This window comes from Perlucidibaca piscinae DSM 21586 (assembly GCF_000420045.1).
GTDB classification, from domain to species: domain Bacteria; phylum Pseudomonadota; class Gammaproteobacteria; order Pseudomonadales; family Moraxellaceae; genus Perlucidibaca; species Perlucidibaca piscinae.
On sequence record NZ_ATUE01000006.1, the window covers coordinates 1 to 26,794 of the forward strand.

General features: G+C 65.0%; 31 protein-coding genes. 2 read left to right on the forward strand and 29 right to left on the reverse strand.

Translation table 11 applies throughout. From position 1 onward, the window contains the following. The 4 genes from F595_RS0103880 to F595_RS0103895 all read right to left on the reverse strand — a co-directional run. Positions 1–234: helix-turn-helix domain-containing protein (locus tag F595_RS0103880; protein ID WP_022955561.1), on the reverse strand; the 234-nt coding region annotated here is incomplete at its 3' end. 270 nt (positions 235–504) lie between these two features. Beyond that, positions 505–1,767, reverse strand: coding sequence for a GAF domain-containing sensor histidine kinase (locus tag F595_RS0103885; protein WP_022955562.1), 1,263 nt, complete (start codon positions 1,765–1,767; stop codon positions 505–507). 114 nt (positions 1,768–1,881) lie between these two features. Then, complete coding sequence (locus F595_RS0103890; RefSeq protein ID WP_022955563.1) at positions 1,882–2,106, reverse strand: hypothetical protein; 225 nt, start codon at positions 2,104–2,106, stop codon at positions 1,882–1,884. A gap of 81 nt (positions 2,107–2,187) precedes the next feature. Beyond that, a complete protein-coding gene (locus tag F595_RS0103895) occupies positions 2,188–3,222 on the reverse strand; it encodes an NAD(P)/FAD-dependent oxidoreductase (protein ID WP_022955564.1) in 1,035 nt (344 codons plus the stop codon). Between the two features lie 117 nt (positions 3,223–3,339). On the opposite strand from F595_RS0103895, the gene F595_RS0103900 reads away from it, so the two are divergent. Next, positions 3,340–4,329, forward strand: a complete 990-nt coding sequence (locus tag F595_RS0103900; protein ID WP_022955565.1) for an alpha/beta fold hydrolase — start codon at positions 3,340–3,342, stop codon at positions 4,327–4,329. Further along, on the forward strand, positions 4,326–5,459 hold the full coding sequence (locus F595_RS0103905; protein ID WP_022955566.1) for a GNAT family N-acetyltransferase: 1,134 nt from the start codon (positions 4,326–4,328) through the stop codon (positions 5,457–5,459). Before F595_RS0103900 ends, F595_RS0103905 begins: the two co-directional genes overlap by 4 nt. Before the next feature lie 26 nt (positions 5,460–5,485). Here F595_RS0103905 and F595_RS12635 read toward each other — a convergent pair whose 3' ends face one another. The 25 genes from F595_RS12635 to F595_RS12650 all read right to left on the reverse strand — a co-directional run bounded on the left by F595_RS12635 (position 5,486) and on the right by F595_RS12650 (position 26,781). After that, positions 5,486–6,187: a 4'-phosphopantetheinyl transferase family protein gene (locus tag F595_RS12635; RefSeq protein WP_022955567.1), complete on the reverse strand. Its 702-nt coding sequence runs from the start codon at positions 6,185–6,187 to the stop codon at positions 5,486–5,488. 2 nt (positions 6,188–6,189) lie between these two features. Next, on the reverse strand, positions 6,190–6,630 hold the full coding sequence (locus F595_RS0103915; RefSeq protein WP_022955568.1) for a hypothetical protein: 441 nt from the start codon (positions 6,628–6,630) through the stop codon (positions 6,190–6,192). A 28-nt stretch (positions 6,631–6,658) separates the two neighbouring features. After that, complete coding sequence (locus F595_RS14110; RefSeq protein ID WP_022955569.1) at positions 6,659–7,069, reverse strand: hypothetical protein; 411 nt, start codon at positions 7,067–7,069, stop codon at positions 6,659–6,661. Positions 7,070–7,102: 33 nt separating this feature from the next. Then, a complete protein-coding gene (locus F595_RS0103925) occupies positions 7,103–8,338 on the reverse strand; it encodes a beta-ketoacyl-ACP synthase (RefSeq protein ID WP_022955570.1) in 1,236 nt (411 codons plus the stop codon). Further along, on the reverse strand, positions 8,335–9,066 hold the full coding sequence (locus F595_RS0103930) for a 3-ketoacyl-ACP reductase FabG2 (RefSeq protein ID WP_022955571.1): 732 nt from the start codon (positions 9,064–9,066) through the stop codon (positions 8,335–8,337). The genes F595_RS0103925 and F595_RS0103930 overlap by 4 nt, the downstream gene beginning before the upstream one ends. A 10-nt stretch (positions 9,067–9,076) precedes the next feature. Continuing rightward, positions 9,077–9,526: an ApeP family dehydratase gene (locus F595_RS0103935; RefSeq protein WP_022955572.1), complete on the reverse strand. Its 450-nt coding sequence runs from the start codon at positions 9,524–9,526 to the stop codon at positions 9,077–9,079. Next, on the reverse strand, positions 9,523–10,707 hold the full coding sequence (locus F595_RS0103940) for a beta-ketoacyl-ACP synthase (protein WP_022955573.1): 1,185 nt from the start codon (positions 10,705–10,707) through the stop codon (positions 9,523–9,525). Before F595_RS0103940 ends, F595_RS0103935 begins: the two co-directional genes overlap by 4 nt. 1 nt (position 10,708) lies before the next feature. Continuing rightward, positions 10,709–11,293, reverse strand: coding sequence for a DUF3261 domain-containing protein (locus F595_RS0103945; RefSeq protein ID WP_022955574.1), 585 nt, complete (start codon positions 11,291–11,293; stop codon positions 10,709–10,711). Continuing rightward, positions 11,278–12,516, reverse strand: a complete 1,239-nt coding sequence (locus tag F595_RS0103950; RefSeq protein ID WP_407635947.1) for an NAD(P)/FAD-dependent oxidoreductase — start codon at positions 12,514–12,516, stop codon at positions 11,278–11,280. Before F595_RS0103950 ends, F595_RS0103945 begins: the two co-directional genes overlap by 16 nt. A gap of 13 nt (positions 12,517–12,529) precedes the next feature. Then, on the reverse strand, positions 12,530–12,799 hold the full coding sequence (locus tag F595_RS0103955; protein WP_022955576.1) for a hypothetical protein: 270 nt from the start codon (positions 12,797–12,799) through the stop codon (positions 12,530–12,532). After that, on the reverse strand, positions 12,793–15,108 hold the full coding sequence (locus F595_RS0103960) for an MMPL family transporter (RefSeq protein ID WP_022955577.1): 2,316 nt from the start codon (positions 15,106–15,108) through the stop codon (positions 12,793–12,795). The genes F595_RS0103955 and F595_RS0103960 overlap by 7 nt, the downstream gene beginning before the upstream one ends. After that, complete coding sequence (locus F595_RS0103965; RefSeq protein ID WP_022955578.1) at positions 15,101–15,709, reverse strand: LolA family protein; 609 nt, start codon at positions 15,707–15,709, stop codon at positions 15,101–15,103. Before F595_RS0103965 ends, F595_RS0103960 begins: the two co-directional genes overlap by 8 nt. Before the next feature lie 8 nt (positions 15,710–15,717). Beyond that, positions 15,718–16,134, reverse strand: coding sequence for an acyl-CoA thioesterase (locus F595_RS0103970; protein ID WP_022955579.1), 417 nt, complete (start codon positions 16,132–16,134; stop codon positions 15,718–15,720). Next, a complete protein-coding gene (locus tag F595_RS0103975; RefSeq protein ID WP_022955580.1) occupies positions 16,124–17,662 on the reverse strand; it encodes an HAL/PAL/TAL family ammonia-lyase in 1,539 nt (512 codons plus the stop codon). Before F595_RS0103975 ends, F595_RS0103970 begins: the two co-directional genes overlap by 11 nt. Then, complete coding sequence (locus F595_RS0103980; RefSeq protein ID WP_022955581.1) at positions 17,652–18,599, reverse strand: acyltransferase; 948 nt, start codon at positions 18,597–18,599, stop codon at positions 17,652–17,654. The genes F595_RS0103975 and F595_RS0103980 overlap by 11 nt, the downstream gene beginning before the upstream one ends. Position 18,600: 1 nt before the next feature. Beyond that, positions 18,601–19,353, reverse strand: a complete 753-nt coding sequence (locus tag F595_RS0103985; protein ID WP_022955582.1) for a glycosyltransferase family 2 protein — start codon at positions 19,351–19,353, stop codon at positions 18,601–18,603. After that, positions 19,353–21,047, reverse strand: coding sequence for an AMP-binding protein (locus tag F595_RS0103990; protein WP_026913203.1), 1,695 nt, complete (start codon positions 21,045–21,047; stop codon positions 19,353–19,355). The genes F595_RS0103985 and F595_RS0103990 overlap by 1 nt, the downstream gene beginning before the upstream one ends. Next, the gene (locus F595_RS0103995; RefSeq protein WP_022955584.1) at positions 21,040–21,582 is read right to left on the reverse strand and encodes a COG4648 family protein; all 543 of its coding nucleotides are present in this window, start codon (positions 21,580–21,582) and stop codon (positions 21,040–21,042) included. Before F595_RS0103995 ends, F595_RS0103990 begins: the two co-directional genes overlap by 8 nt. A 2-nt stretch (positions 21,583–21,584) precedes the next feature. Further along, positions 21,585–21,842, reverse strand: a complete 258-nt coding sequence (locus F595_RS0104000; RefSeq protein ID WP_022955585.1) for an acyl carrier protein — start codon at positions 21,840–21,842, stop codon at positions 21,585–21,587. Positions 21,843–21,856: 14 nt separating this feature from the next. Further along, a complete protein-coding gene (locus tag F595_RS0104005) occupies positions 21,857–22,117 on the reverse strand; it encodes a phosphopantetheine-binding protein (RefSeq protein ID WP_022955586.1) in 261 nt (86 codons plus the stop codon). Beyond that, the gene (locus tag F595_RS0104010; RefSeq protein WP_022955587.1) at positions 22,104–22,928 is read right to left on the reverse strand and encodes a lysophospholipid acyltransferase family protein; all 825 of its coding nucleotides are present in this window, start codon (positions 22,926–22,928) and stop codon (positions 22,104–22,106) included. Before F595_RS0104010 ends, F595_RS0104005 begins: the two co-directional genes overlap by 14 nt. Continuing rightward, the gene (locus F595_RS0104015; RefSeq protein ID WP_022955588.1) at positions 22,879–23,628 is read right to left on the reverse strand and encodes a beta-ketoacyl synthase chain length factor; all 750 of its coding nucleotides are present in this window, start codon (positions 23,626–23,628) and stop codon (positions 22,879–22,881) included. Before F595_RS0104015 ends, F595_RS0104010 begins: the two co-directional genes overlap by 50 nt. Positions 23,629–23,745: 117 nt before the next feature. Next, positions 23,746–24,189: an Sbal_3080 family lipoprotein gene (locus F595_RS12645; RefSeq protein ID WP_040568159.1), complete on the reverse strand. Its 444-nt coding sequence runs from the start codon at positions 24,187–24,189 to the stop codon at positions 23,746–23,748. 102 nt (positions 24,190–24,291) lie between these two features. Further along, on the reverse strand, positions 24,292–24,774 hold the full coding sequence (locus tag F595_RS0104025; RefSeq protein WP_022955590.1) for an FKBP-type peptidyl-prolyl cis-trans isomerase: 483 nt from the start codon (positions 24,772–24,774) through the stop codon (positions 24,292–24,294). 90 nt (positions 24,775–24,864) lie between these two features. Beyond that, the gene (locus tag F595_RS12650; protein ID WP_022955591.1) at positions 24,865–26,781 is read right to left on the reverse strand and encodes an Lnb N-terminal periplasmic domain-containing protein; all 1,917 of its coding nucleotides are present in this window, start codon (positions 26,779–26,781) and stop codon (positions 24,865–24,867) included. Positions 26,782–26,794 lie beyond the last annotated feature (13 nt).

Genomic DNA, 26,794 nt, shown 5'->3' on the forward strand with positions numbered 1-26,794 from the left:
CATCGGCAAAGGGTCTAACATGGCGGGCATCCGATAGGGTCTGGCGGTCAATCCACCCTGCCAGTCCTGTCGCCCATGCTTGCGCAACCAGACCAGAACCGTCGACCGCCCCTGGATACCGTAGCGCACCTGCGCCTGCTTGTAACTCAGTTCGCCTTTTTCAACCTGCTCGACAACGGCGAGTTTAAAAGCCAGCGAGTAATCCCCCTGCGTCCGCTTCACCTCAGCATTCATCGCACTCTCCTGAAAACAGCATGGAAAGTGTCAACCTTATTCAGGACGAGACACGGCGAATGAAGAAGCCCGCGCAAGCGGGCTTTTTCATGGGTGCAAGGGAAGGGCTGGTGGGAGGGTGCGCTGGAAAACCGTGCGAGGCATGGATGCCGAGCCCGAGCCCCCAGGGATGGGTTCACGACGGGTTTTCCGGCACACCCTCCCACCAGCCCTTCCCACCCCATGACGTCGTCTGTCCGGGGAGCGCGTGGCTTGCTCAGAGAATTGGCGTCAGTGCAGCGTGTCAGCCGGCAGCGTCAGACGGAACACCGAGCCTTCGCCGAGCAGGCTTTCGGCGCTGATGTCGCCGCCGTGGGCGCGCATGACCTGGCGGCAGAAGGCCAGGCCGAGGCCGGTTGACGTGCCCATGACGCGGCGCAGCTTGAGGTCGCTGAACTTGTCGAAGATGTGCGCGATCTGGTCGGCGGGTATGCCCAGGCCATTGTCGTGCACGCTCAGCTCCAGCTGGCCGTCTGCCCGTGTTGCGGCCTGCAGTGACACGCTGCCGCCATCCGGCGTGTGCTGGATGGCATTCGACAGCAGATTGATCAGCACCCGGCGTATCTTGTCGGCATCCAGGGAGACGCGGATATCCGCATCCGCAGCCTGACAGGACAGGCTGACGCCCGCCTTGGCCGCCAGTTGCGAGACCTGCTCGATGGCGTCCTGCATGAGCGGTTCCAGCGCGACGGGCATGCAGTTCAGCTGGAGCTGGCCCGCTTCGCACTTGCTGACGTCGAGAATCTCGTTGATCAGCTGCAGCAGGGAGTTGCCACCGCGCTGGGCAATTTCCAGGACCTGTTTCTGAGGGGCCTCCAGCGGTCCGACCTCGCTTACCAGACTGAGGCCGGCAAGCAATGAGCTGAGCGGATTGCGCAGATCATGCACCAGCATCTGCAGCATGTCGTCGCGTTGCAGCTCGGTGGTGCGCAGCTGGTTGTACTGGTCCAGCAGACGGCCGGAGAGCATGCGCAGCTCGATCTCCGACATCACGGTCGCTGCAAGATCGCCAAGGATGCGTATGTCCGACTCGTTCCAGCGTCTGGGTGCGCCGGACATGACGCAGAGCGTGCCCAGGGTCTGGCGATCCGCGGAGACCAGCGGGATGGCCAGGTAGGCGAGGGCGCCGGCTGTGACCAGGTCATAGTCGCAGATGCGCTCGTCAAGACGGGTATCGTTGATCACCAGCGGGTCGACGGTGTCGACGATGTACTTGCAGAAGGTCTGTTCGACCGGCTTGCGGCGCAAGCTGGCCAGCGGCTCGCTGAGGCCGACATGGCTCTTGATGAACAGGCTCTCGCCATCGACCAGCGTGATGGCCGACAGCGGTGCATCCAGCAGGGTGCTGGCGAGACGGGTGATTCGGTCGAAGGCGGCTTCCGGGGGCGTGCCGAGCATGCCGGTGGCATGCAGCGCGGCCAGCCGCTCGGGGGCCTTGAGTCGCGTGCAGCCGGAGGTGGGGCACGCCGGATTGGTGATTGCCAGTTCGTTCATCGCCACACCACAGGGCCGGTTCAGTCTTGCCGGATTGCTGCTCAATGCGGACAGTCTAATGGCCTGCAGTACAGGAATACGCTGATTTTTCTGAGTGCTTTTGTTGTGCGGATGTCACGCGCAGGCTGTTGTCATGATGCCCATGACCAGGTTCTGCAGAGCATGTCGTGGCGGGTGATCATGGCGGGAGCCTTCTCCCGCCATGTCGATGCGGTGCTTGTGACCGCGGATCTGCTGTTGCCGGTACTTGCGATCGGTATGCGGACCGGTTCCGGTTGATGGTGCGTGCTTGGCGACCAGATTGTTCTCGCGCCTGGCCGGGCGCATCTTCTTGACCATGACTCCCTCCTGATTCGGGACGGAAATAGTGCGACAACGATCGGGTGCTGACGACCGCTTTCCGGCTCAAGGTGTAACCAATCATTCCGTGCCGTGATCATGCGCCATGAGCATGGCCTCCGCCACCGCCCGGGCACTGGCCAGGGCATCGCCGGCGGTCGCGCCCAGGCAGCTGTCGCCGGCCACCCAGAGCCCGTGCTGGCCCGCCAGGAAGGGCCGACCCAGGGCCTGCCCGGTGACCGCGTAGCGCCAGCGGTGCAGGTGCGTGAACAGGCTGGCGGTCGAGCAGCCGAGGTGGCTGGCGGCCAGCATGAGCAGCTGCTCACGCACCGCGTCGGCATCGTGCTCGAGGTGTGCCGCTGACCAGTCAGCCGTGGCATGAATGGCATAACGCGGACTGCCGCCGGCACCCGGACGACGGTGCTCATGCACCACCAGGGCCAGGCCGCTGGCCGATGCCGGACGCTCGATGAATCCGGTGCCGGCTGTCGGTGCGGCGTCAGGTGGCGAGGCCGGCACCCAGAGCAGTGACCAGCAGGGCACCTGGGTCACTCCCTGCCAGTCATCCAGCAGGTCGGCCTGTTCAGCGGCAGTGCCGGCATCGGCCTGCAGGAGCGCGCGTCCCTGCACCGGTGGCGTGGTCAGCAGCACGCCATGGAACGGACCGATGGCCGCCTCCTGCTCGCGGCACAACAGCCACCAGCCGCTGACATCGCGCCACAGGCGCGTGACGGTGTGTTCGCAGCGCAGGTCCAGCGTACCTGACCAGGCGGCCGCCAGTGCATTCAGGCTGGGCAGCATGCTGAATCCATCCTGGTCGCCGGCCGCCAGCGCAGGCAGGGCGTGCAGTGGCTCCCACGCCAGATCCTTCGCGAGGCCCGCCGACCGGGTCGCACCCAGCACCTCGGCCAGCCAGTCCGGCGACGCGCTGCCGGTACTCAGCACCGGCGCGCCATGCGCCATCAGTCCCCAGTCGCTGCGACGCACGGCGAGGCGTCCCCCCGGACGGCGCGCCTTGTCGAACACGGTGACACGCGCTCCGGCGGCCTGCAGCTGACGGGCGGCATGAAGACCGCAGATGCCGGCACCGATCACGGCCCAGTGACGATTGCTCATGGTGTCGCACTGCCTCTTGCCTGAAAGCGTGGCAAGCTAGCGCTTTGCATCAACGCTGGCGATGCGACAAATGGTGCGGTGTCTGACGCAGGCGGATCGGAACAGGAAATGCGCGAGATGAGTCTGTGGATGTGGCTGGGCGCGGGGGTCACCGCGCTGGCGCTGGTGTTGCTGGCGTGGACCCTGGCGGGGCAGTGGCTGATTGCGCGCGCGCACCCGCCGGCGGGCCAGTTCATCACCGTTGATGGCGTGCGTCTGCACTACGTGGTGGCCGGCGAGGGACCTCCCGTGTTGCTGGTGCATGGCGCCAGCTCCAACCTGCAGGAGTTCACCAGCAGCCTGCTGCCCGAGCTCGCGCGTCGGCATCGCGTCATCGCCTTTGATCGTCCCGGCTTCGGCCACAGCCAGCGGCCATCAGGCCCTGGCTGGCTGGACCCGCGCCAGCAGGCCGAGCTGCTGCTCAAGGCTGGTGAGCAGCTGGGCATGCGCCAGCCCTTGCTGGTGGGGCACTCCTGGGGCGGCGCCGTGGTCATGGCGGCACTGGTGCACTTGCCCGAGCGCATCCGTGGTGGCGTGCTGCTGGGCGGCGTGGCCGGACACTGGGCCGGCCCGCTGAGCTGGACCTACAGCGTCGGCGACCTGCCGGTGCTGGGGCGTCTGTTCGCCTGGTTGCTGGTGTATCCGCTGGGGCAGTTCCTGGTCGAGCAGGGCAGTCAGGAGGTGCTGGCTCCGGATCCGCTGCCCAGCGGTCATGTCGAGCGCACCGCCGTCAAGCTGGCGCTGCGACCGTCGCAGTTTCTCGTCAACGTGCAGGACACGCTGCGTCTGAACGAGTTCATGCAGCTGCTCAGCCGCGACTATGACCGAATTCGCCAGCCGCTGCTGATCATCCATGGCGAGCGTGACGTGCTGGTTCCGTTCTGGAACCACGGCCGTCGCGTGCTGCCGGTGGTCCCGCACAGCGAGCTGGTGCTGCTGCCGGCCACCGGCCATGCCCCGCACCACACCCGCACCGATGAGGTGGCGGCGGCCATCGACCGCTTCAGCATGGCGCATGCGCCGCAGTCGGGCGACGACGACCTGCGCCAGGCCAGTCTGCGACCATGACGCTGCGTGTGCTGGGCTCGCTGGCGGATATCCCCGCCGAACGCTGGGATGCCTGGGTGCCGGACGACAACCCCTTCCTGCGGCACGGGTTCCTGAGCGCGCTCGAGGACAGCGGCAGTGTCGGTGCCGCGCGCGGCTGGCAGCCGGCACATGCGCTCTGGCAGGACGCTCGGGGTGAGCCGGTGGCGGCCATGCCGGGCTGGCTAAAGACCCATTCACGTGGCGAGTACGTGTTTGACCAGGGTTGGGCCGAGGCCGCCTGGCGCGCCGGCATCGATTACTACCCCAAGTGGCTGTCGGCGATTCCCTTCACGCCCATCACCGGGCCGCGCCTGCTGGGCGATGCCTCGGTCGCGGCGGACCTGCTGCAGGCGCTGACGGACTGTCCGGAGCTTGCCGGCGTGTCGGGCTGGCACATCAACTTCACGCCGCCGGATGACGACGCCCTGTTTGGCTATGATCCGGACTGGCTGCCGCGTCAGGATTGCCAGTATCACTGGCAAAACCCCGGCTACGCCAGCTTTGCGGACTTTCTTGCGGCGCTGCGTTCGGACCGGCGCAAGAAGATTCGTCAGGAGCGCCAGCGCCTGGCCGGCGAGGGCCTGGCGTTCGAGTGGCTGGGAGGCAGTGCAGTCAGCGACGTCTTGCTTGGTGATCTTTACGCCTGCTATGCCATGACCTACCGGGTGCGCGGCCAGCGTCCCTACCTCACGCCGACGTTCTTTCGCCTGCTCTGCGAGCGACTGGGCGATGTCGTGCAGTGGTTGTGCGTGCGCCGTGACGGGCAGGTGATCGCGATGGCCATGTTCCTGCGTGGCAGCCAGACGCTGTACGGGCGCTACTGGGGGGCACTGGAGGATGTGCCGCTACTGCATTTCGAGACCTGTCTGTACCGGGGCATCGAGTACGCCATCGCTCACGGCTTCACACGCTTCGACGCCGGTGCCCAGGGCGAACACAAGCTGGTGCGCGGGTTCTCGCCGGTACTCACGCGCTCCTGGCATCGCCTGCGGCATCCCGGCCTGCAGCGTGCGGTGGGCGACTTCCTGCAGCGCGAGCGGGCGGCGGTGGCGGACTATCGGGAGAGGGCGGAGGTGGCGTGTCCGTATCGGCGCGATGCGTCCGGTTGAGCTGAGCAGCTTCGCTCTGGCTGCCACTACCTCGGGCTGTTGGCGCCGGTGTCTATGATGCGGTGAAAGCGGATGTGGCTGCCGTTCAGTCCATCGTCCGTCAGCACTGGCGCAATGGTTGACGGCATGTCATCACATGCCAGCGCCAGCGCCACTTCGGCCTCCCTGAAGAGCCAGCTGCCAGCCTGTCCGGACGTGTCATTCGCGGTCACCGGCGTGGTCTTGAGCGTGGTCAGAAGACTGGGGCTCAGAGCGGCTGCATGCTGCTTGATCCAGGCCTCCTTGAGCGTCCAGATCTCAAGAAAGCGGAGTATGGCGTCTTCCTCCGTGAGGGTGTCGAGCTCCGCTGCCTCATCGCGATGGCAGGCGAGCTCCGCCAGATCGGCAATGATCCGTCCCGGTGTGTGTTGCTCGACGTCTATTCCGACGGGCCTGTCGGCAATCGCGCAGGCTACCCACGGACCGCTGTGAGCAACCGACAGGCAGATCCCCGGCGCGTTCAGAAGCCGGGGAGGGCCGTCAGGCTGGCGACGAATTTCCCAATGTGACGGGAGGCCACCGAGTGTTTTCGAGAGCAGATCGCGCAGGAGGTGGCGTCCGGCGAGGAATTGCAGGCGACGTTGTTCACGCGAGATGGCGCAGGCTTCCGCCCGGTCGCCAGGGACCGGGCAGCGCGCGATTTCGGCAAACTGTGCGGCCGTGAATCGCGACAACGTCAGCGTGAGCACACTCAGCGATTGATGACGGCGTAATCGCCCTTGAGCGTGGTGCCAACAACAAAGGCGCCGGCATGGCACTCATAGGTTGTGCTGCTGCGTGTTTCATTGCGCTTGTAGAAGCTGGTCATGTTGACGACCGCGTTGGCGCCGCGCTGCTTGGCCGAGTTCTGGAAGGCGATCAGTGCCGACAGGGCTGCCCAGCGACAGCCTTCTTCATCCGACTTGTTGAAGCCGTTGGTCTTCTTGTTCGAAATGTCGCTGCCCAGGGTGCGAGCGACTTTCGGCGTCTTCTGACCGGCCAGATAGAACTTCACGCTGCCGTCCAGCTTGCCGGTCGACTCGCCAAAGGCGATCACATCTGCCAAGGGAAGGTTGTGCGTGGTATCGCGAGCCTGTGCCAGCGGGCTGGCGGTCATGGCGAAAAGGGTCGTGAGCAGCAGAATCTTGCGCATGTGATTTTCTCGTTGGTGTGTTCAGGGGTCACGGGTTCTGAAGATAAAGCTGGCGGTAGATGTCCGCTTCCAGGCGACGCTGCCAGGCCAGCGCCTTGCGGTGGATGGAATCGTCATCCTGATCCAGATTGCGGCTGCCTGTGATGCGTGAGCTGAACTGCTTGTCATCGTATTGGATGGTCAGCTGCAGATAGTGCTGCCTGACACGAAGCCCCAGGATCTGCTTGCCCGGTTCGCGTGACTCCACGGCCCACATGCCGCCTGCCCAGGCAGAGCGGCGATTGGCATCGCGGATGGCCTGATCGATTGACGCCTCCACCTGTGCGGTGGACAGCCCGGCGCGAATCGCCATGGGCGGCGGATTTTCCAGGCGTGCCGAGGTGCAGCCCGCGAGTGCCAATGGCAGCAGAAACATGCACAGCAACAGTGATCGGATCATGCCATTCCTCCTTGAACGGTCCTGTCTGCCTATTCAGTCCGGCCAGCGCCGGAAGATCAGCGAGGTGTTGATGCCACCGAAGGCGAAGTTGTTGCTCATCACCACGTCGGTGTCCATGCTTCGTCCACTTCCGGTCAGATAGTCCAGATCTCCGCAGCGCGGGTCAAGGCTGGTCAGATTAAGCGTGGGTGCAAACCAGCCGGAACGCATCATCTCCACCGTCATCCAGGCTTCGAGCGCGCCGCAGGCACCCAGGGTGTGTCCCATGTAGCTCTTCAGCGAGCTGATGGCGATGCGCGCGCCGAAAATCTGGTGCGTGGCCTGGCTTTCGGCGACGTCGCCATGGTCGGTCGCGGTGCCATGCGCATTCACGTAGCGGATGTCGGCTGCCGCCAGATTGGCATCCTCGAGTGCAAGTTGCATGGCGATGGCCATGGTGTCGGCATTGGGCTGCGTGATGTGGCGACCATCGCTGTTGGTGCCGTAGCCTATGACTTCCGCCAGGATGTGCGCGCCTCGCGCGCGGGCATGCTCGAGTTCTTCCAGCACCAGGGTGCAGGCACCTTCGCCCAGCACCAGACCGTCACGCTCGCGGTCGAACGGACGCGGTGTCAGTTCCGGTGCCCGGTTGTGCCGGGTGCTGGTGGCGAACAGCGTGTCGAACACGGCCGCTTCGGTGACATCAAGCTCTTCGGCACCACCGGCCAGCATGACCACCTGCTTGCCGGCACGGATCATCTCGTAGGCGTAGCCTATGCCCTGGCTGCCCGAGGTGCAGGCGCTGGACGTGGTCACGATGCGTCCGGTCAGTCCGAAGAACACCCCGATGTTCACTGCCGCCGTGTGCGACATCATCTTGATGTAGGTGGTTGCCGTGATGCCTTCGGTGGTCTTGCTGTGCAGCATCCTGCCGAAGTCGCCAATGGCTTCGGGGGAGCCGGCCGACGAACCGTAGGAGATGCCGGTGCGGCCGCTGGTCAGGATGGGGTCGTTGAGCAGGCCGGCATTTTCCAGTGCCAGTTCGCTGGCACGGGTTGCCATCAGGGACACGCGTCCCATGCTGCGCGTGGATTTGCGGTTGTAGCGATCGGCTGGCAGGGTGAACTCGGCGGCGGGGGCGCCGACCCGGGTCAGCAGACCCGCGTAGTCTTCCCAGCCCGGCATGATGCGGACGGCATTGCGACCGCTGCGCAGGTGCGCCTCGACGGTCGGCCAGTCGTGGCCCAGCGGGCTGAGTGCTCCAACTCCGGTAATGACGACGCGTTTCATCCCACCATGCCTCCATTGACCGAGATCACCTGCCGCGTGATGTAGGCAGCATCTTCGTGCATCAGGAAGCTGACGGCAGCGGCCACTTCCTCGGGTTTGCCCATGCGTCGGGCCGGGATGATCTTCATGGCTTCTTCCAGCACGCGTTCGTCGACCATTTCGGTGTCGATGAGGCCGGGTGCGATGCAGTTGACAGTGATTTCGCGGCTGGCCAGTTCGACGGCCAGCGCCTTGGTGGCCCCGATGATGCCAGCCTTGGCGGCGCTGTAGTTGACCTGGCCACGGTTGCCCATGAGGCCGGAGACTGATGCCAGGGTGACGATGCGGCCGGGTTTTCGGCGCCGCACCAGCGGCATGGTCAGCGGGTTGAGAACATTGTAGAAGCTGTCCAGATTGGTGTGGATGACGGCATCCCAGTCTTCACCCGGCATGGCGGGAAAGGCGTTGTCTCGGGCGATGCCGGCATTGCAGACCACCCCGTAATAGCAGCCATGTGCCTCGACATCGGCGAGCAGGGCCTCTGCGGCGGCGGCACGGTCGGCGACATCAAACTGGAGTACACGGACGGCTCGACCCATGGCCCGTATCTGTTCGGCCACGGCGTCGGCTTCATCACGCCGGCTGCGGCAGTGCAGGACGATGTCGTGGCCGTCACGCGCCAGACGCAGGGCAATGGCGCGGCCTATGCCGCGACTGGAGCCGGTGATGAATATGGTGTGAGTCGTCATGCGGAATGGCTCATGGCGTGAGTGGAGTGGTGGGGGGCTCGAACACCGTCAGGGCAGCCTCGGCCAGGGGGGTGCCCTGGCAGCTGATCTGGCAGTCAAACTGGCCCAGCCCGTTGCCGGACTGGAAGCTGCAGCTGATCTCTATGCGCAGCACATCCCCGATGCGAAACCAGGGTTGACGGCTGTCATAGCGCCGGCTGCCGAGCAGGAAGCCGACCTTGGGCGGCAGTCCCTGTTGTCTGGCCTGCCAGCCGGCCCAGGCGGCAATCGCCTGAGCCATGTATTCGATGCCGACCCAGGCCGGCATGCCGTCAGCCTGGATGAAGCGGCTGTCGGCACGGATGGCGACTTCGGCAAGCAGACTGTTGTCGTCGGCTTCAATGGCGCGATCGAGCAGACACATGGGGTGGTCGTGCGGCACCAGTTCGCGGATCGGGCAGTCAATCGGCTGGCGAGTCATGGCTGCCCCAGGATCAGGCAGGCATTGCTGCCGCCGAATGCGAACGAGTTGCTCATGGCATGACGCAGGGGCCGGCCCAGGCGTTGTCCGGCGCTGACGGTCTGCAGGCAGGGCAGGTCGGGATCCTGCTCGCCATCCCACCAGTGCGGTGGCAGCAGCCCGTCCGGATTGTCCTGCAGGGCCAGCCAGCACAGTGCTGCCTCAAGGGCGCCGGCGCCTCCCAGCGCATGGCCGGTCAGCGGCTTGGTGGAGCTGACCGGCACGCCGGCAGGAAACAGGCGACTCACGGCGAGTGACTCCATGGCATCGTTCTGCCGGGTGGCGGTGCCATGCAGATTGAGGTAGTCGATGTCGGCAGAGGTCAGGCCGGCACGAGCCAGAGCCTGCTTCATGGCGGCCTCGGCACCGGCGCCATCCGGACGTGGCGCGGAAATGTGATGGCCATCGGAGGTTTCTCCCCAGCCGGCGAGGCGTATCCCGTCCGCTTCACGTGTCATCAGGAAGAGGGCGCCGCCTTCTCCGATATTGATGCCTCGGCGATTCCTGCTGAGTGGCTGGCAGCGCTCCGCACTGACGGATTCCAGGGCGCTGAAGCCGGCGATGGTGAACGCGCAGAGGGCATCCATCCCGCCAGTGATGACGGCGTCGGCCAGTCCGGTCTTGAGCAGCCTTGCCGCGCTGGCAAGCGCCTTGGCACTGGACGAGCAGGCCGTGGAAATCACCAGTGCCGGCCCGCCAATGTCCAGATGCTCCGACAGCATGACCGCTGGCGAGCCCATTTCCTGGCTGCTCAGATGGAACGAGGGCGGCAGCTGGCCGGTAGTCAGAAAGCCGGCAATCGCTGTCTCGCTGTCACCAATGCCGGAGGTGCTGGTGCCGAGCACCACGGCAACCCGGTCGCGGCCGTGGCGCGTGATGGCCGCGGCAACGGCAGGGCGGATCTGTGCCAGCGCGGTCAGCAGCAGGCGGTTGTTGCGACTGTGCTGCGTGGCCGGCAGGTCGTCGAGGCTGGCCAGCGGTTCCGGCGCGATGCCCAGGTGCAGTACCTGTCCCGGCATCAGCTGATGGTTTTCCGCCACCCCGCAGGGAGCTGATCCGAACAGCCGCGCCCGAACGGTCTCCTTGCTGTTGCCCAGCGCACAGACGATGCCCATGTCATTGAGATAGACCGAGGGGCTCATGTCACGGCTCCTGCACGACCGACTCGATACGCAGCCGGTAGCCTTCCAGATGATTGTCCAGCAGGGTCTGACCCTGCCATGCCGGGCTGCCGGCATAGTGCAGAACGACGGCCTCGCGACCCTCGAACCTGAGCGTGCGGCGGTTTTCCTGCTCTTCCAGCGTCCAGGAGGGCGGCAAGGCGGCCTGCACGGCAGCGGCCGGCCAGTAGGCCAGCTGGATGTCTCGCAGAATGCGCCTGGCATCGACACGAGGCAGCAACAGGCTGCCTTGTTCGGCACTCAGGGTACTGCCGTCCCAGTGCATCGTGAACACGCGGGTACCCATGGCGAAGGCAGCCAGCCGGACATCCTGGGCGTCAACCTCCAGCTGGGCATCCAGCGTCTGTCCGTTGACGATTCGGCGCAGCAGGGTATGCCGACTGCCTGCCAGGTGCAGCTGTTGTGCGAGACTGATGTCGCTGCCCAGGCTGGCCGGGCTCAGCGCCAGCGCGGGCACGACGGCAGGCTGGGCAGGTCCGGGCAGGCTGCTGCAGCCGGCTGCCAGCAACGTCAGGCCGATCAGTCCGGTGATCAGCCGGCTGCGCACAGCTGCTCCAGCGTCTTCAGGCGACGCGGTTCCGCGACATAGGGATTGTTCAGATCCCAGGCATAGCCGGCAAGAATCGCCGAGATCATGCGGCGAATGTCCGGCGATTGCCGTTCATGGAAGATCACGTCCTGGAAGCCGCCGGCGTACCAGCTTTCGACGAAGGAGCGGAAGGTGTCGACACCGCGCCGCAGGGGGTCGGCATAGTCGCGCTGCCAGTCAACCGCTTCGCCGGCATATTCGCGGGCAATCGCATCTGCAGCCAGTGTGGCTGACTTGACGGCAATGGTGACACCGCTGGAAAACACCGGATCCAGAAACTCGCCGGCATTGCCCAGCAGGGCATAGCCCTTGCCCCACAGTGACTTCACGTTGGCGGCATAGCCGGTGAGCTTGCGCACCGGCGTGTCCCACACCGCATTGGCGAGCAGGCCGGCAAGCGACGGGGTTTCCGCAACCAGGGCCTGCAGGCGCTCGGCTTCAGACCCCGGGTACTGCTCAAGGCGGGAGAGCTCGGCGACGACACCCAGCGAGCAGCGGCCGTTGGAGAACGGAATGGTCCAGAACCAGACATCCTGATAGGTCGGGTGCACGGTGATCAGGATCTTGTTGCGATCAAAGCTGCCAGGCACCGTACGGTCTTCGATGTGCGTGAAGAAGGCGCCACGCACCGGAAACTCGGACGGTGTTTCCAGATCCAGAAGCCGGGGTAGGGTGCGTCCGAAACCGCTGGCATCCAGCAGGAAGCGTGCGCTGACGCGATAGGTCTCACCTTCAGGCGAGATCACGTCCACTGCGGGCTGTTCACCGTCGACAGCCACGGCAATGACCTGATGCCGGTAGCGTATGTCGGCACCGGCCTTGGTCGCTGCCTGCGCCAGGACATGATCGAAGTCGGCACGCTGCACCTGGAACGTGGTACCCCAGCCGGGCGAGAACTTGTCCCGGAAGTCGAATGCGGTAGCGCGCGAGCCGCGCACGAAGGCGGCACCGTTCTTGTACTGGAAACCGGCCTCGATGACATCCTGCAGGAAGCCGGCTGCCTCGATGCAGGCCATGCTTTGCGGCAGCAGGCTTTCGCCGATGGAGAAGCGTGGAAACTGCTCCCGCTCCAGAATCATGACCTGGCGTCCCTGCTTGCGCAGCAGGCCGGCGGCCACCGAGCCGGACGGGCCGGCGCCGATGATGAGGATTTCCGTATGCTCGATGCGCATCTTGCCAATATCCCTTTGATGATCAGTGAAGCAGGTCGCCGGCACGCAGAATGCCGACGATTCCCACGAGAATCCAGAATGCGTTCAGTGTGGTGTAGGCGGTGTCACGACGCAGGATCGCGCACCAGGTCAGCAGCACGGCATCCACGGTGTTGAATACCCAGACGAACATAAACGGACTGGCCGGGCCCAGCCAGCTCACCAGACTGAAGCTGAAGATGCGCATCAGCACCCCGATCATTTCGAGGCTGCGCAGGTGGAGCAGAATGAAACTGTTGATGCTGTTCAGCATGATGACGATGTCCGTGAATACCGGAAGCAGGGCGTGAGAAACCAGATCAGCAGCTCGCCCAGCAGCATGGTGATGCCGAAGGCGCTGAGTGCCGGGGTGCTGGACAGGGCCAGCAGGCCGAAGGCCAGCATGGTGCTGATGCCGGCAAGGGCAACCGCCAGCCAGGCACTGCGGTCGTCGGGGTGTTCGAGCAGGAAGATGCCGTAATCGATGCCCATGCCGAGCAGCAGCACCAGCGCGAGCACATGGAACAGTTGCAGCGGCATGCCCAGCCATCCCAGCAGGGCCACCGTGAGCAGGCTGCCGAGCAGTGTCGGCAGCCAGGCACGCCATGCCGAGCGACCGAAGCGCAGGCAAAGCGCGCCCAGCACGGCGACATAGGCAGCGAGCAGCAGCCAGGTCATGCTGATCCGGTAGCGTCCCAGCAGATTCGAGTAGTCCCGGGTGCTGTCGATCCAGCGCACCCCGGTCAAACCGTTCGCCGTGTCTGCCAGGGTGGGTGTCAGTGCTGGCGTCACGCCGTGCAGCAGCACCACGCTGTAATGACGGTCAGCTATCCTGCCCAGCCATTGTCCGGGCACTACGGCCGCAGCCGGACCGCTTTGCCAGTCCTGCCAGGTCATCGGCGTCGTCGTCACGGCTGGCCGGGACAGTGTCTCTCCTGTGGCGTCGGCGACGCTGGCGAGTGCCGTTGCTTCAGCGTCCTGTACCAGCAGGGCATCCTCACGCTGGCGCTGCGCCGAGGGCAGCCAGTCGGAGACGGCGCGATAACCAGTCAGCCGGTTCGAGGCGATCAGCGTGTCCAGTCGTGTCTTGAGCTGCTCTTCGCGCATCAGAACCGTATCGGCGTCGGCTGCCTCGACAAGATAGAACTGGGCCGGACTGGGTACGCCAAGCAGGCGGCTCACGGCGAGCTGTTCCGCCATGAGTTCGGCGGGCGTGTTCTGCAGCTGCCTGAGGTCATCGCTGCTGCCCAGGCGGACAAGCCCGCCCGCAATCAGCACGGTCAGGGCGGCGGCCATCAGCAGGCCGCGCCGATCGGCCTGCCAGACTGGCCAGCGTGACAGGCTGTCGCCAACCCGGCGCGCGAAGCGGGTGTCTGGAAGCGGGCTGCGGTCCAGCCAGGGAAACCAGCACACCACCGTCAGGAAGGCTGCCGTCAGCCCGATCACCGAGAACACGGCAATCTGTCGCAGGCCGGGAAACGGGGCCAGACCCAGGGCGAGGTAGGCCAGTGCACTGGTCAGCAGCGCCAGGGTGAGTCCGGGCAGCAGCCGTCGCAGGACATGGTGTCTGTCGGTCACGGGCTGGCCCTGACGTGCCGCGAAGTAATGAAAGCCGTAGTCCTCGGCGACACCGACCAGGCTGGCGCCAAAGATGAGTGTGAGCAGATGCACCTGACCGAAAAGCATGCCGGTGACGCTGATGGCAGCTGCCGTGCCTATCACCAGTGACAGCGCCACCAGGGCGATGGGTTGCAGCGAGCGAAAGGTCAGCCAGACCAGCAGCAGGATGGCCAGCAGCGAGCCCAGACCGATGGTGCTGATTTCATGGCTGGCCTGCGTGGCAGCTGCTTCGGCATGCAAGGGGATGCCGGCGCTCAGCAGCTGGCTGTCGGGATTTCGGGCGGCCAGCTGCGTACGCGCCACGGCCAGTGTGTCCAGCAGCCTGCTGTCGCCGGTCACGGCAAATGGTGAGCCGGGCTGCACATAACGCAGCATGACCCACTCCCTGCCATCCGCCGAGAGCGCCAGCTCATTGTCACGCGGGCTGACCTTCATGTCGCTGGCACGTGCACTCCACCAGCCGGACCAGAGGCCTAGCGGATCATCCTGCCAGGAGGTCAGGCGTGTGCTGCTGCCCGGCTGATACAGCGCCATGAGCGCCGTCGCGCCCAGCTGCCCGGGTGATGCCTTGCTCAGCCAGGCACGTTGCTCCGCAGTCAGCAGGCCCTGCCGCCAAGGCTGGTAGAAGGCCAGCAAGGCGTCAGCCTGCCGGGTGTCTGCACGGGCTTCCTTCAGGTCAGGCAGGCGTTTCGCCAACAATTGCCTGACCTGTCCGGCTGCCTGCTGTGCCGCTGACCAGTCACGGGCACCGACAAGCAGCAGAATCTGGTTGCCGCTGCTGCCGGCAATGCGCTGGATGGCCTCGTGCACGGCCGGCTGATGCTCGTCTGCAGGCAGCAGCGCCATGATATTGGTGTCCAGTCGGCTGGCCTGCCAGAACTGCCACTGATGCACGCCGAGCAGCGCCACCATGAGCAGCCAGAGCAGGGGCAGCAGCCGTCTGCGGCGGACCGACTCACTCATCAAGCCATCCTGCCTCTTGGCGGCTGGCGGCGGGGCTGGTGCTCAGCCGGTCAAAGCGGATGTGGCTGCTGTCGCCATTGCGCTCAAGCATGGTCACGTCGCGCACATGGGCATCCCCGGACAACTCGATGCGCTGGATGATGCCAGCCAGACGAGCATCACGCGGGATCAGCCGGAGTTGCCAGGTCGCCGTGCCGGTCACCGTGCCCGTGATCTCGAAACGCTGCTGCAGGCTGTCCAGATTGCCCGACAGCAGGGCCATCAGGGTTTCGTTGAGTGCTCGCAAGCCGGGCTCCTTCTGGGCATCCAGCCGCTGCAGCGTCTGGTTGTTCTGGCGACTTGCCAGTGTGCGCGGCGTCAGGATCAGCGATGCTTCGAAGGGCGCGCGGGTGTGCCAGATGACGCCATGCCCCTGCCAGAAGAGAAAGTCGCCGCGCGAGCGCAGAGGGCGGCTGAAGCCTTTCACTACCTTGCGCTGCTCGAACTGGCCGCGGAGCAGTTCAGGTTGCTGCAGCCGCGTGCCGACATCCCGGACCAGGTCTGCCGCGTATGCAGGCAGGCTGCCAGCAACCAGCATCAGCAGCAGGACAAGGCTTCGCATCAGATGATTCATGGCGCTACGCCCAGTCGTTGCCACAGCACCGGAGGACAGACGTACTCCATCTGCCGGGTCTCGATGCTGACAGCCACCTGGATGGTGTAGGCCTTGTTGAGACGGCGCCCGGAAACGGCATCGCTGATGAGGTAGTCGATGCGCAGACGGTTTTCCCACTCCGTGATCTCGGCGCGAATTCGGATGCGCTGGCCGTAGCTCACCATACCCACGTATTTCAGGCGCATGTCGACGATGGGCCAGGCGTAGCCGGAGTCGCGCATCTGCGGGTAGTCATAGCCGAAGCGCGAGAGCAGGGCGCAACGGGCCAGTTCGAGATACTTGACGTAATGGCCGTGCCAGACGATGTCCATCGGATCGAGGTCGTGGAAGGCCGGTTCCAGTTCGATGGTATGACTGAGGTCAAGCGACATAGAGGCTCCAGCGCTGATGGCGGATATGTCCCAGCAGCGTGATCAGATCGCTGTCTAGGGCGCGATCTTCCTCGATCAGCGGAATCAGCGCCGAGAGATCGGCGTGCATGTTCGCGAGTGCAGGCGGCAGCACGACCGTGGAGTCTTCGCGCTGGCGCAGCGTCAGTCCCTGGCGTGCGGCAATCAGCATGGCTGCCAGCACCTGCTCGCTGAGCTCCAGCACGCGCAGGCAGTCACGCGCGGCGATGGTGCCCATGCTGACCTTGTCCTGGTTGTGGCATTCGGTCGAACGCGAAAACACCGATGCCGGCATGGTCAGCTTGAGTGCCTCTGCGGTCCATGCCGACACGCTGATCTGCAGGGCCTTGAGTCCGTGACTGATGGCCGCGCGCGGCCCCGTGGCGGCGGACAGATTGGCGGGCAGTCCGTGATTGAAGCGGGTATCGACCAGCAGGGCGAGCTGGCGGTCCAGCAGATCGGCGACATTGGCGACGGCGTTCTTCAGGCTGTCCATCGCGAAGGCGATATGTCCGCCATAGAAATGGCCGCCGTGCAGGACGCGTTCGCCGTCACCATCAATGATCGGGTTGTCATTGGCGCTGTTGAGCTCGTTCTCGATCAGCGTCCGGAAGAACGGCAGGGCATCTTCCAGGACGCCGATCACATGCGGTGCGCAGCGCAGCGAGTAACGATCCTGCAGGCGCTTTTCATTGCGCTGGGGCTGGTCACAGGCGAGGTCGGCGCGCAGGCGTGCCGCGATCTGCTGCATGCCGGGGTGCGGCTTGACCGCGAACAGCGCGGCATCGAAATGGTGAGCGTTGCCGGCACTGGCAAGCACGTTGATGGCGGTCAGCCGGGTTGCCAGACGACACAGGTAGTCGGCGCGCTGCCAGGCCAGGCAGGCCAGTCCGGTCATCACGGCGGTGCCGTTCATGATGGCCAGGCCTTCCTTGGGGCGCAGTCGCAGCGGTGCCATGCCCAGCTCGGCGAGCACGGCTGCTGCCGGACGACGCTCGCCATGGTGCCAGACATCACGCTCGCCGCAGAGCACGGCAGCGACATAGGAGAGTGGTGTCAGGTCTCCGCTGGCGCCGACCGAGCCCTCGGCGGGAATCAGCGGCAGGATGTCGTTTTCCAGCAGCAGCGCGAGCTGAGTCAGCAGGGCCTCGCTGACACCCGACATGCCTTGCGACAAGGAGCAGAGGCGGCTGGCCAGCACTGCCCGGGTTTCCTCCGGGGTCAGGAAGCGGCCGGCGCCACAGCCATGATAGGTGTAGAGATGGTGTGGCAGCTCGCCCACCAGCTCGGGGGGAATGACCACGGTGCAGGAGTCGCCATAGCCCGTGGTGACACCGTAGATGACCCCGTCCTCGGCCAGCAGCCGATCGAGAAAGTCGGCACCACGACGGATGCGCTCGCGAAATTCCGGTGCATTCGACAGCCGGGCGGTGCGTGCCTGCGAGGCCAGGGCGGTGATGTCCTCGATGACCAGGCGCTGGCCGTCGAAGCAGACCGGTTCAGCGGTCAAGGGGAGTGCTGTCATCGGTTTGGTCCCAGAAGGGGAAGAAGTTGAACCAGTCATAAGGCGAACGCTGCAGCAGCCGGGTCAGGGCGTCGGCATAGTCCTGCGCGTGCCGTGCCAGAACCGCGTCACGCTGGCCGCGTGGCAGCATGACCTGTTCGCTCAGACACTCGAAGTGGATGGTGTAGCCGCCATGCTCGTGGATGCAGCCCAGCAGGTAGAGAGGGCATTTCAGCAGGCTGGAAAACATGTAGGGACCGACCGGGAATGGAGCCGGGAAGCCCAGAAAGCCGGCCTGCACGGTCTTGCTTGCCGACACCGGTACACGATCGCCGGCGATGACGATGAATTCGCCGGCCTCGATCTTGGTGTTGAGCATCAGGGCGGTGGCCGGGCTGACATCGGTGACCTCGATCAGGGTCAGGTCGTTGTCCGGATTGAGGCGCTTGAGCAGGCGATTGAAGCGCTCGGCATGCCGGGTGTGCACGAGGATGTTCATGCGGATCTGTCCGCGCTGCTCGGCCATGGCGCGACAGAGCTCCAGGCAGCCGATATGTGCGGTCACGATGATGCCGCCACGACCTCGTCGTGCATCGTCATAGAATGCTTCGCGGCCCTCGGTGCGCACCTGTTGAAAGGCGTAGCGACCGGACACGGCCAGCAGCTTGTCGAGCAGGGTTTCGGCGAACAGCGCCATGTGGCGCACGCTGTCGCGCCAGTCGGGGTCATGCCCCAGTGCCCCGGTGCTGGCCTGAAGGCGCTGCAGGTACTGCAGGGAGGCAGCGCGTACGGCAGGCCGCAGCAGCCAGTGCACGAAAACCACGGGATACAGGCAGATCATGAAGGGCCAGCGGCCGAGCAGGCGATGTACCCAGTACAGGATCCAGATGCCGAAGATGAAGGTGCTTTCACCCATCTCGGCCCAGTGCTGGCGGGCTGCCATGTCAGGTCTCCCGCCGCATGCGGTCAGGCAGCTTGCGCCAGAGCAGCAGTGGCAGTCGCAGCAGCATCCCGAAGAACAGCAGGGCATGCATGCGTGAAATCAGCGCATTGTCGAGCAGGCCCTTGAAGTGGGATATGCCGTCTGCCGGGTAACGCACGCGGGTCGGCATCTGCACGATGCCGATGCCCTGCCAATGCAGTCTGACCATGATCTCGATGTCGAAATCCATGCGCCGCCCCAGTGACACCTGATCCAGCAGCGTCAGGGTGGCGGCCAGGGGATAGACCCTGAATCCGCACATCGAGTCACGGATGCTCAGGGACAGGGTGTTGATCCAGACCCAGACATGCGTCACGTAGCGCCCGTACAGACGTCCCTTGGGAATGCTGTCGTCATAGACCGGGCGCCCCGAGATCAGCATGTCCGGGTGCGCGCTCGCCAGTGCCAGCAGGGCGGGGATGTCGGTGCTGTCATGCTGACCATCGGCATCAATCTGCAGCGCATGGCTGTAGCCCAGACTGGCTGCCTGGCGCAGACCGGCCATGACGGCGCCGCCCTTGCCCAGGTTTTCCGGCAGGCGCACCAGGGTCAGCAGCGGATCGCTGGCGCTCAGCGTGTCCAGAACGGCGGCGCATCCCGGCTCGCTGCCATCGTCAACCAGGATGCAGGGCAGGCCCTGCTGGCGCACGGCCTGCACCACGGCACCCACTGCCTCGCCGTGGTTGTAGACCGGAATCACCGCGCAGCAGTTCATCAGGCATCTCCAAAGACAATGCGGCCGCTGGCATGAGCACCGTGCTCCGAGACAAAGCGGAACGTCAGCAGCTGGCGGGCCGGGTCGTGACCCAGGATCAGGGTCAGTGGCAGGTCCGGCGTGATCAGCTGCTGGAACTTGACCTGTTCAAGACGCATGAAGGCGGCTGACAGATCAAAAAGACGGCGGCCGTAATGGATGGCCCAGTCCAGCTGGGTCACGCCGGGCAGTACCGGCTGGCCGGGGAAATGCCCGGCGAAATGATCCGACCCGGCTGGCACCATCAGGCTCAGCCTGGCCTCGCCATCGGCATGCTGCAGCAGCACGGCCTCGGGCGGCGCGAATGTCTCCTGAAAGCAGGCGTTCAGCGCTGCCTGGGTGACCTTGCCCTGGGCATTCACCGGCAGCTGTTCGACATGGCGCCAACGCCGCGGCAGCGAAACCGGATCCAGGTGCCCGGCCAGCGCCTCGCGCAGCTGCGCGTTGACAACCTGTCGGCCTTGCCGGGACAGCAGCTCGCGGCCTGCCGGCGACAGCACGATGACGACGCCAAGGCCTGTGCGCGGACGTTCCAGCATGACCAGTCCGACCTCATGGACCAGTCCGGTGGCGAGCAGCAGCGCTTCGACAGCGGTCAGTGAAACGCGCTTTTCCTCGATCTTCACGATCTGGTCGGTACGCCCCTCCAGCACGATGCCGGCCGGGGTGTGGCGAGCACGGGTACGGGCATCCAGCCAGGTGCTGTCAGGAGCATGCTCGGAGCTGACGTGAAGCAGTCCGTCGCGGACCTCCAGTGTCACGCCGGGCAGCGGCTGCCAGCATGCGTTGTCATCGGCATGACGCTGGCGCCAGGCAATGCCACCTGTCTCCGAGCTGCCGAAGATCTCCCGCGGGGCCTGGCCGAGCAGGGTGCGACAGGCGTGAAGGGCCTCTACCGGCAGCGGTCCGCCTGAGCTGAACAGCATGAATGGCCGGGCTTCCGACCACGGCAGGTGGACAGGCAGTCGCTTCAGGTGTGCCGGGCTGGCGACCAGCACGGCAGAACATGAGCGCATGGCTGCCAGCATGTCTTCCGGATACGCGAGGCGCGTGCTGACAAAGGCATGGCCGCTGGCCAGCGGCCAGAGAATGCGGAACAGCAGACCGTAGATATGCTGGTGCGACACCGTGGCCAGCACGATGGCCGATGCCGGCAGCGCATGGTTGAAGCACCGGGCGAGATTGCCCGCCTCGCGAAACAGCTGGCCCAGACGCTTGCCGATGGCCTCAGGAGTGCCGGTGGAGCCTGACGTGAAAATGACCAGCTGCTCGGCATCAGGGTTGAGTGCCGACCAGGTCATCGGGGCATCAGTGCCTGCCGTGGCTGGTGCAGGCTTGAGGGCCTTCGGAAGGTCGCCAGCAAAGGCATCGACCTTGGCAGCCAGAGCCGTCAGCGTACCGGGCAGGCCGTCACCGGGCAGGAAGACGCATTTCCCGCTATGCCAGGCAGCGAACAGGGCGCTGGCGAACTCGAAGCTGTCCTCGCAATACAGCGCAATACGCTGTGCCGTGGTGGTGCGGAAGGTCTCCGCCCAGGCGCTGACGGCCAGCATGAAATCCCGGAAGTCGCGCGGGCCATCCGGGGTGAGCGCAACCGGGTGTGCCGCCGGGCGTCCCTGTGCCAGCAGCTGTTCGAGTGGCAACCTGTCAGTCATGGCCAGCCCCGGCGCGGACATGCTGGCGCACCAGCCATTCGGCGCCAAACAGCGCAGCCATCAGCAGATAGGCAATCAGGCCGTTGTAGAGCGCCCAGATTTCGGGGCTGCACCAGAGCGCGGTGATCAGTGCCATGCTGCCGTTGAAAACAAAGAAAACGCACCAGACCTGGGTGACGCGGCGGGTGTAGCGCACCCCGGATTCCGGAAGATCGGGCTCACGGAGGCGTGCGAGGCGCTCGATGGCTGATGGCGGAAAGCGCAGGCTGAGCAGAAAAAGCACGAGCAGGGTCGCATTGACCAGTACCGGGTAAAGCTGCAGCGGCAGCAGCTGGTTGCCAAACCAGGCCATGGCGGCCAGGCCGGTGGCGAGTGCGCTGACCAGCAGCCATATCCGGTTGCGCTGGCCAAGGGCGCGGGCAACCGCCAGCACCATCAGCAGCAGGGCGAGCTGGCGCGGCTCGGCATGCTGCATGCCGAGAAAGACCAGCAAGGGATAGGTCAGTGTCAGCACCGACACCATGGCCAGGCGCATGATCAGGCGCTGGCTGGCTCGGTCAGCAGCGTATGCAGGGCATCAACGACATCCTGCAGCGTTCTGACGGCCTTGAACGCCTCGGCGTTCAGGCGCGCACCGACCAGGGGCTTGAGCTTCACGATCATGTCGACGGCATCAATGCTGTCGATATCCAGATCCTCGTAAAGCCGTGCCTCCGGCGTGATGCGCTCAGGGCTGATTTCAAAGGTTTCCTTGAGGATCGCGGCGAGGCGATCGAAGATTTCCTGCTTGGTCATGACGATTCCAGTGTTCAGCGGGTGCGTTGTTCGGCGACCAGAGTGGCCAGGGCGCGAATGCTGGCGAAATGGCGCCGTGTTTCGGCAGAGTCGGCAGACAGCGTCAGGCCGTAGCGTTTCTGCAGCGCCAGACCAAGCTCGAGGGCATCGATCGAGTCCAGCGCCAGACCCTCGTTGAACAAGGGGGCTTCGGGGTCGATGTCATCGGGTGCGATGTCTTCGAGGTTCAGGGCTGACACAAGCAGCTCCTTGATCTCCAGTTCAAGTGCCTGCATGGGGTGAATGCTCCGTGGCAAAGTGTGTGTGCAGATGGTCGGTCAGGCGTCGTGCCGCGATGCCGGCTTCACCGCCGGCCGCCTCGATGAAGGGCTGCACCGGCAGGTCGTCCTCGACGGTGATGGTGAAGTGCATGCGTCGTGGCGGCACGTTCCACCACGGCAGCCCCTTGGTGAGGCTGCGTGGCTCGCAGCGAATGCGCACCAGGGTCATGTCGAGCTGCCCGCGAACGGCAATGTTGGCTGCGCCACGTTGCAGTTGCATGGGACCTGCGGCGGGTGTCCGTGTTCCTTCGGGGAAAATGATCAGGTTGCCCCCGGCACGTACCGAGGCGATGCAGTCACTGATCAGTCCCGCACCCGAGTCGTTGCAGATGTATCCGGTGGCCGTGACAGGGCCGCGCGTGAACGGATTGCGTGCCAGTCCGGCCTTGACCACGCAGTCCGCGTTGGGCACCAGCGATACCAGGAACACCACATCGAGCAGGGTCGGGTGATTGGCGAGAATCAGCAGGCCGTCACGCTGCAGGCGCTCAAGCCCGTGCACGTCATAACGGAGAATGCCCAGCAGCTTCATCCAGGCAATGAACAGGCGGAAGGCGTGATGAACGGTCAAACGTGCATAGCGTGACCGCCGCACCCGGTCGCGGATGCCGAGTTGCAGCACCGGAAACACCAGAATGCGCAGCAGCAGTCCGCCGATGCCGAAGGTTGAAAATGCAATGCCGGTGGCGATGATGCGCCAGCCACGATCCAGTGCCTCACGCATGCCGTTGCCACTGCCAGATGCGGCTGCCGGTGCAATGTTCATGCTGTGCGTCATTCGACAACAGGAAGCGCAATGCCGCCAGACCGCCAGGCAGGTCGGGGCGGCTGATGTTCATCTGCCGATCATTGTGGCGACAGCTCAGACTCAGGCCGGGACCATCCGCAGGCGCCGAACGAATACGGCAGGCCCAGGCATGGGCTGTCTGGCAGGTTTCCGGGAAGTCGTCGTAGGGTGGCTCGGCACGGTCTTCATAGCACACGATGAGCACGGCAGGCGTGCCATCGGCAAGCAGCCCCAGAGCCTCGACGAAGGCGGCTTCCACGCTGTCCGGGCCGGCAGCGACAGCGCTGTAGGATGCGGTGTCGCCACGCGCGATCGAGAACAGCGCCGCTATCGCGTTGTGCACGGAAAGGCTGAAGCTGGTGGGAGATGTGGATCCGCTGTCGGCCAGCTCGCGCAGCAGATCCAGCGAGCGGGTCAGGTCGCCATGTCGCGAGCAGAAGATGATGGTGGCATCGTCACGGTGGCAATCATAGGCGACATGCAGTGCCATGCGTCCCAGACGATCCAGGCGACGACGCATCATGGCCGGCATCTGTGTCAGCGCAGGCATGGTCTCGTCACAGACAGGCAGTACTTCAGGCCAGGGCTGCCAGGCATCCTTGCTGTTCAGGCCCGGGGCCCATGCCGACCAGTCGTCAATGACAAAGCGGCTGGGCGAGAGACATCCTGTCCTGATCATGTCCGTCTTGTTCTGGTCAACCTGAATAGGTCTTGTTGTTCGGCTTTGTACACTAGGCGGCTACTATACCGCCTGGCTTTGAACAGATACAGGGTGGCCGAGCGCAGAACTCACGGGTCAGGGCATTGCCCGGTACAAGTAGCCGGAGGGGTACAGTTCATTGACCAGCTCGGCGATCTTCTGATCAGCATCGATGAACTTGTTCATGTTGGCTGAGCCGCGCTTGGCGTCGTACCGGGCATTTCCATACACCTGCCCGTTCCTGTACACGGTGATATCCGCATACGCCATGTAGAGCGCGAGATCCCAGCGCCAGTTCGCGGTATACGTCGAGGTCAGCAGGCAGCTATCGAGTGCGCTTTGCGGAGGCAGCACCCTGATGACATAGTTCTTGCTTGATAGTGCGTCTTGATAGGCCCGCAGGAAACCGCCACGTACCTCATTGTTTTCAATGATGCAGATTTCGCGCGAAGCAACACTGGGAAGCGGTTGCACCTGCTGGTGAATTGCACACCCAGACAGTCCAACCAAGGCGCTGGCAGTCAAGATCAGTCGTTTCATCTTCATTCCCTTGCATGATGACATGGTGAGTGATCGTAGCCGGCTGCCCAGAAACAATAAAACCCGCCTGGGCGGGTTTATTGTGGTGCGACTGTTGCGCGCTCAGTGGTGGTGACCACCGACGCCGTGCACATGGCCGTGATCCAGCTCTTCCTGCGAGGCAGCGCGCACTTCCTTGACGGTGACGTCGAAGTGCAGGGTCTCGCCAGCCAGCGGGTGGTTGCCGTCGACGGTGATGGTGTCGCCATCAACGGCCGACACGGTGATGACCTGCATGCCGCCGCCGGTCTGGGCGTGGAACTGCATGCCGACTTCGATGTTGTCGACGCCCGAGAACATGTGACGCGGCACCTGTTCGACCAGGCTCGGGTTCTTGTCGCCGTAGCCTTCGGCCGGGGCGATGCTGACCTTCAGCGAGTCACCGGCGGTCTTGCCGGCCAGTGCCTTTTCCAGGCCCGGAATGATGTTCTGGTGGCCGTGCAGGTAGGCCAGGGGCTCGCCACCCTGGGAGCTGTCAATGACGTCACCGGCATCGTTGGTCAGGGTGTAGTCGATCAGGGCGACGCAATCTTGTGCGATTTGCATGAGGGCTCTCTCAGGGGACTCAGGGGGGGAGTATGGGGGCGGCCGGATGCCGAGGCCATATGGTAGCCGATTCCGGCGCCGAGGCGAAATTCAGAAGTAGCGCAGCCACTGAAGGCTGAGCACGTCATGACGCGTGTCGCGCCATTCGCGCTGCCATTCCAGGCGCAGGGCCTGGGCGCTGCCAGCCGGGCTCCAGTGCAGTCCGCTGCGCCAGAGGTGGGTCATGTCCTGCACGGGCCAGCGATACAGATGGCGACTTTCTGCCAGCCAGCGCAGGCGTTCGCCACCACCGATGCAGCCCAGGCGAGCGCCGGCACCGACCTCCCAGCCTCGGTCCAGCCCGCGACCGCCGCGTGCATCACTGTGCGACTGGGCGTGGCAGAGCGTGCTGCCGAGGCGCCGCGCCAGCCCGCCACCACCTTCGAACACGGCCATGCCGTGCGTGCGGTCATCGTCGGGGCGGTCGCCGAGCGCGCGGTCGGCACCCAGTCGCACTGACCAGGACAGCGGCTGGCGCAGGCCGTCGGCCGGGGCCAGCGAGTCGATGGCGACCACCGAGCCTTCCTGCAGGGTCAGGCGATCTGCACCGGCTCGCCAGGTCGAAGACAGGAAGTCGATGCGGGCGCCTTCGCGATAGCCGGCATTGGCATCCAGCCAGTCGTGGTAGGCCGGGCGGTAATGAATGAGTGCAGCGTCCTCGCTGCCGTCATGCAGCCAGCCCAGCCCCCAGCGCGCCGTATCATGCCCCTGCGACGGGTCCAGTGCCGGTCGTTGCAAGGTGACGCGCTGATCGCGTTCGGCGATGCGGCTGCGCTCGGTGAGCAGCTGGCGCAGGCGTGCAGGGGCATCGGCATCGGCCTTGCGGCTGACATGACGGCTGTAGAGATCGTCATAGGCGACCTCGTAGGCGCGTGCCGCCTGCACCGGGGTCAGCTGGTCGCGCACCGGGTCACGTGGCGCGGCGGCCAGGGTCACGGCGGCCCGGTTGGTGGCGCGGTCGTTGCGACTGACCGCGGCGGCGAGGCGGGTGCCGCTGGCCGGGCGCCAGGTGATGCGCTTGAGCAGGCCGGGCTGGGCTATGACCGCGCGCAAGGTGTCGCTGGGAATCACCGCGACCGGAAACCGGTTCTGCAGACGCAGACCGGGGCGGGCCATCTCGATCAGCCCGAGCAGGGCGTAGGAGCAGTTGCGGCTGAGAAAGAAGTAGGGGTCGGTGACTTCCTGCCATTCCCACTGCGTCAGCACCAGACGTCTGACCTCGTCCGGCGTGAAGTCGAGTTCGTATTCCCAGAGGTCGCGGCTTTCCCAGTCGTTGTATTCCTTGACCTTCTCGTAGTAAGGCAGCAGCGAGAATTTGCCGGGATAGCCTCCGGTCAGGCCCTTGACCGCGAACTCCAGGCCGTTGCTGGTCGCTGTCTGCGCCGAGTAGTTGATGGCATAGGCGAGCAGGCGGGTGTCGTCGGTCTGAGTGCGTGCATCCAGACGCAGGAGGGTGTGGCCGAACATTGACGACGGGTTGTTCAGGTAATCGCTGGCGAACACCAGGGTGACGGCAGCGGTGTCGAGTGCCTGCAGCCAGGTGTCCAGGTCCGGACAGGCCGGTTGCGGCCAGGCCGCAGCCTGCAGCGGCAGCTGACTGCGCAGCCACAGCACGCGGGCCGGAAAGTGGCATGCGGGATGGTCGTTCGGGGCCAGGTCGGTGGCGGGCTGGTTCAGGCGACTGACCAGTGCGCGCAGCTCGGCTGCGGCATCGCGTGCGCCATCGGGTGACAGAAAGAAGCCGGTTTGCGTTACCGGGCTCAGATAGCGGCCGTCATCAGGCGTGCGATCACGCAGCAGCTGATGCCAGTAAGGCTCTCGTGCCAGCGCGGTCAGCGCATCGGGCTCCTGAGCGGGCAGGGTGGCTTGCGCCCAGGCGCTGGCCAGCAGCAAGGTCATGGTCAGCGCAAAGCTGAGCCACAGCGGTTTTTCAGGGGAGTCGGTCGGGCGTCGGGAGCGGTGCGGCATGCAGTCGGTCAGG

What these genes read in the sequence shown, in the direction of transcription:
- F595_RS0103885 (WP_022955562.1), bottom strand. Translation starts at nt 1,767, where the DNA reads ATGAACGAACTGGCAATCACCAATCCGGCGTGCCCCACCTCCGGCTGC.
- F595_RS0103890 (WP_022955563.1), bottom strand. Translation starts at nt 2,106, where the DNA reads ATGGTCAAGAAGATGCGCCCGGCCAGGCGCGAGAACAATCTGGTCGCC.
- F595_RS0103895 (WP_022955564.1), bottom strand. Translation starts at nt 3,222, where the DNA reads ATGAGCAATCGTCACTGGGCCGTGATCGGTGCCGGCATCTGCGGTCTT.
- F595_RS0103900 (WP_022955565.1), top strand. Translation starts at nt 3,340, where the DNA reads ATGAGTCTGTGGATGTGGCTGGGCGCGGGGGTCACCGCGCTGGCGCTG.
- F595_RS0103905 (WP_022955566.1), top strand. Translation starts at nt 4,326, where the DNA reads ATGACGCTGCGTGTGCTGGGCTCGCTGGCGGATATCCCCGCCGAACGC.
- F595_RS0103915 (WP_022955568.1), bottom strand. Translation starts at nt 6,630, where the DNA reads ATGCGCAAGATTCTGCTGCTCACGACCCTTTTCGCCATGACCGCCAGC.
- F595_RS14110 (WP_022955569.1), bottom strand. Translation starts at nt 7,069, where the DNA reads ATGATCCGATCACTGTTGCTGTGCATGTTTCTGCTGCCATTGGCACTC.
- F595_RS0103925 (WP_022955570.1), bottom strand. Translation starts at nt 8,338, where the DNA reads ATGAAACGCGTCGTCATTACCGGAGTTGGAGCACTCAGCCCGCTGGGC.
- F595_RS0103930 (WP_022955571.1), bottom strand. Translation starts at nt 9,066, where the DNA reads ATGACGACTCACACCATATTCATCACCGGCTCCAGTCGCGGCATAGGC.
- F595_RS0103935 (WP_022955572.1), bottom strand. Translation starts at nt 9,526, where the DNA reads ATGACTCGCCAGCCGATTGACTGCCCGATCCGCGAACTGGTGCCGCAC.
- F595_RS0103940 (WP_022955573.1), bottom strand. Translation starts at nt 10,707, where the DNA reads ATGAGCCCCTCGGTCTATCTCAATGACATGGGCATCGTCTGTGCGCTG.
- F595_RS0103955 (WP_022955576.1), bottom strand. Translation starts at nt 12,799, where the DNA reads ATGCTGAACAGCATCAACAGTTTCATTCTGCTCCACCTGCGCAGCCTC.
- F595_RS0103960 (WP_022955577.1), bottom strand. Translation starts at nt 15,108, where the DNA reads ATGAGTGAGTCGGTCCGCCGCAGACGGCTGCTGCCCCTGCTCTGGCTG.
- F595_RS0103965 (WP_022955578.1), bottom strand. Translation starts at nt 15,709, where the DNA reads ATGCGAAGCCTTGTCCTGCTGCTGATGCTGGTTGCTGGCAGCCTGCCT.
- F595_RS0103970 (WP_022955579.1), bottom strand. Translation starts at nt 16,134, where the DNA reads ATGTCGCTTGACCTCAGTCATACCATCGAACTGGAACCGGCCTTCCAC.
- F595_RS0103980 (WP_022955581.1), bottom strand. Translation starts at nt 18,599, where the DNA reads ATGGCAGCCCGCCAGCACTGGGCCGAGATGGGTGAAAGCACCTTCATC.
- F595_RS0103985 (WP_022955582.1), bottom strand. Translation starts at nt 19,353, where the DNA reads ATGAACTGCTGCGCGGTGATTCCGGTCTACAACCACGGCGAGGCAGTG.
- F595_RS0103990 (WP_026913203.1), bottom strand. Translation starts at nt 21,047, where the DNA reads ATGACTGACAGGTTGCCACTCGAACAGCTGCTGGCACAGGGACGCCCG.
- F595_RS0103995 (WP_022955584.1), bottom strand. Translation starts at nt 21,582, where the DNA reads ATGCGCCTGGCCATGGTGTCGGTGCTGACACTGACCTATCCCTTGCTG.
- F595_RS0104000 (WP_022955585.1), bottom strand. Translation starts at nt 21,842, where the DNA reads ATGACCAAGCAGGAAATCTTCGATCGCCTCGCCGCGATCCTCAAGGAA.
- F595_RS0104005 (WP_022955586.1), bottom strand. Translation starts at nt 22,117, where the DNA reads ATGCAGGCACTTGAACTGGAGATCAAGGAGCTGCTTGTGTCAGCCCTG.
- F595_RS0104010 (WP_022955587.1), bottom strand. Translation starts at nt 22,928, where the DNA reads ATGAACATTGCACCGGCAGCCGCATCTGGCAGTGGCAACGGCATGCGT.
- F595_RS0104015 (WP_022955588.1), bottom strand. Translation starts at nt 23,628, where the DNA reads ATGATCAGGACAGGATGTCTCTCGCCCAGCCGCTTTGTCATTGACGAC.
- F595_RS12645 (WP_040568159.1), bottom strand. Translation starts at nt 24,189, where the DNA reads ATGAAACGACTGATCTTGACTGCCAGCGCCTTGGTTGGACTGTCTGGG.
- F595_RS0104025 (WP_022955590.1), bottom strand. Translation starts at nt 24,774, where the DNA reads ATGCAAATCGCACAAGATTGCGTCGCCCTGATCGACTACACCCTGACC.
- F595_RS12650 (WP_022955591.1), bottom strand. Translation starts at nt 26,781, where the DNA reads ATGCCGCACCGCTCCCGACGCCCGACCGACTCCCCTGAAAAACCGCTG.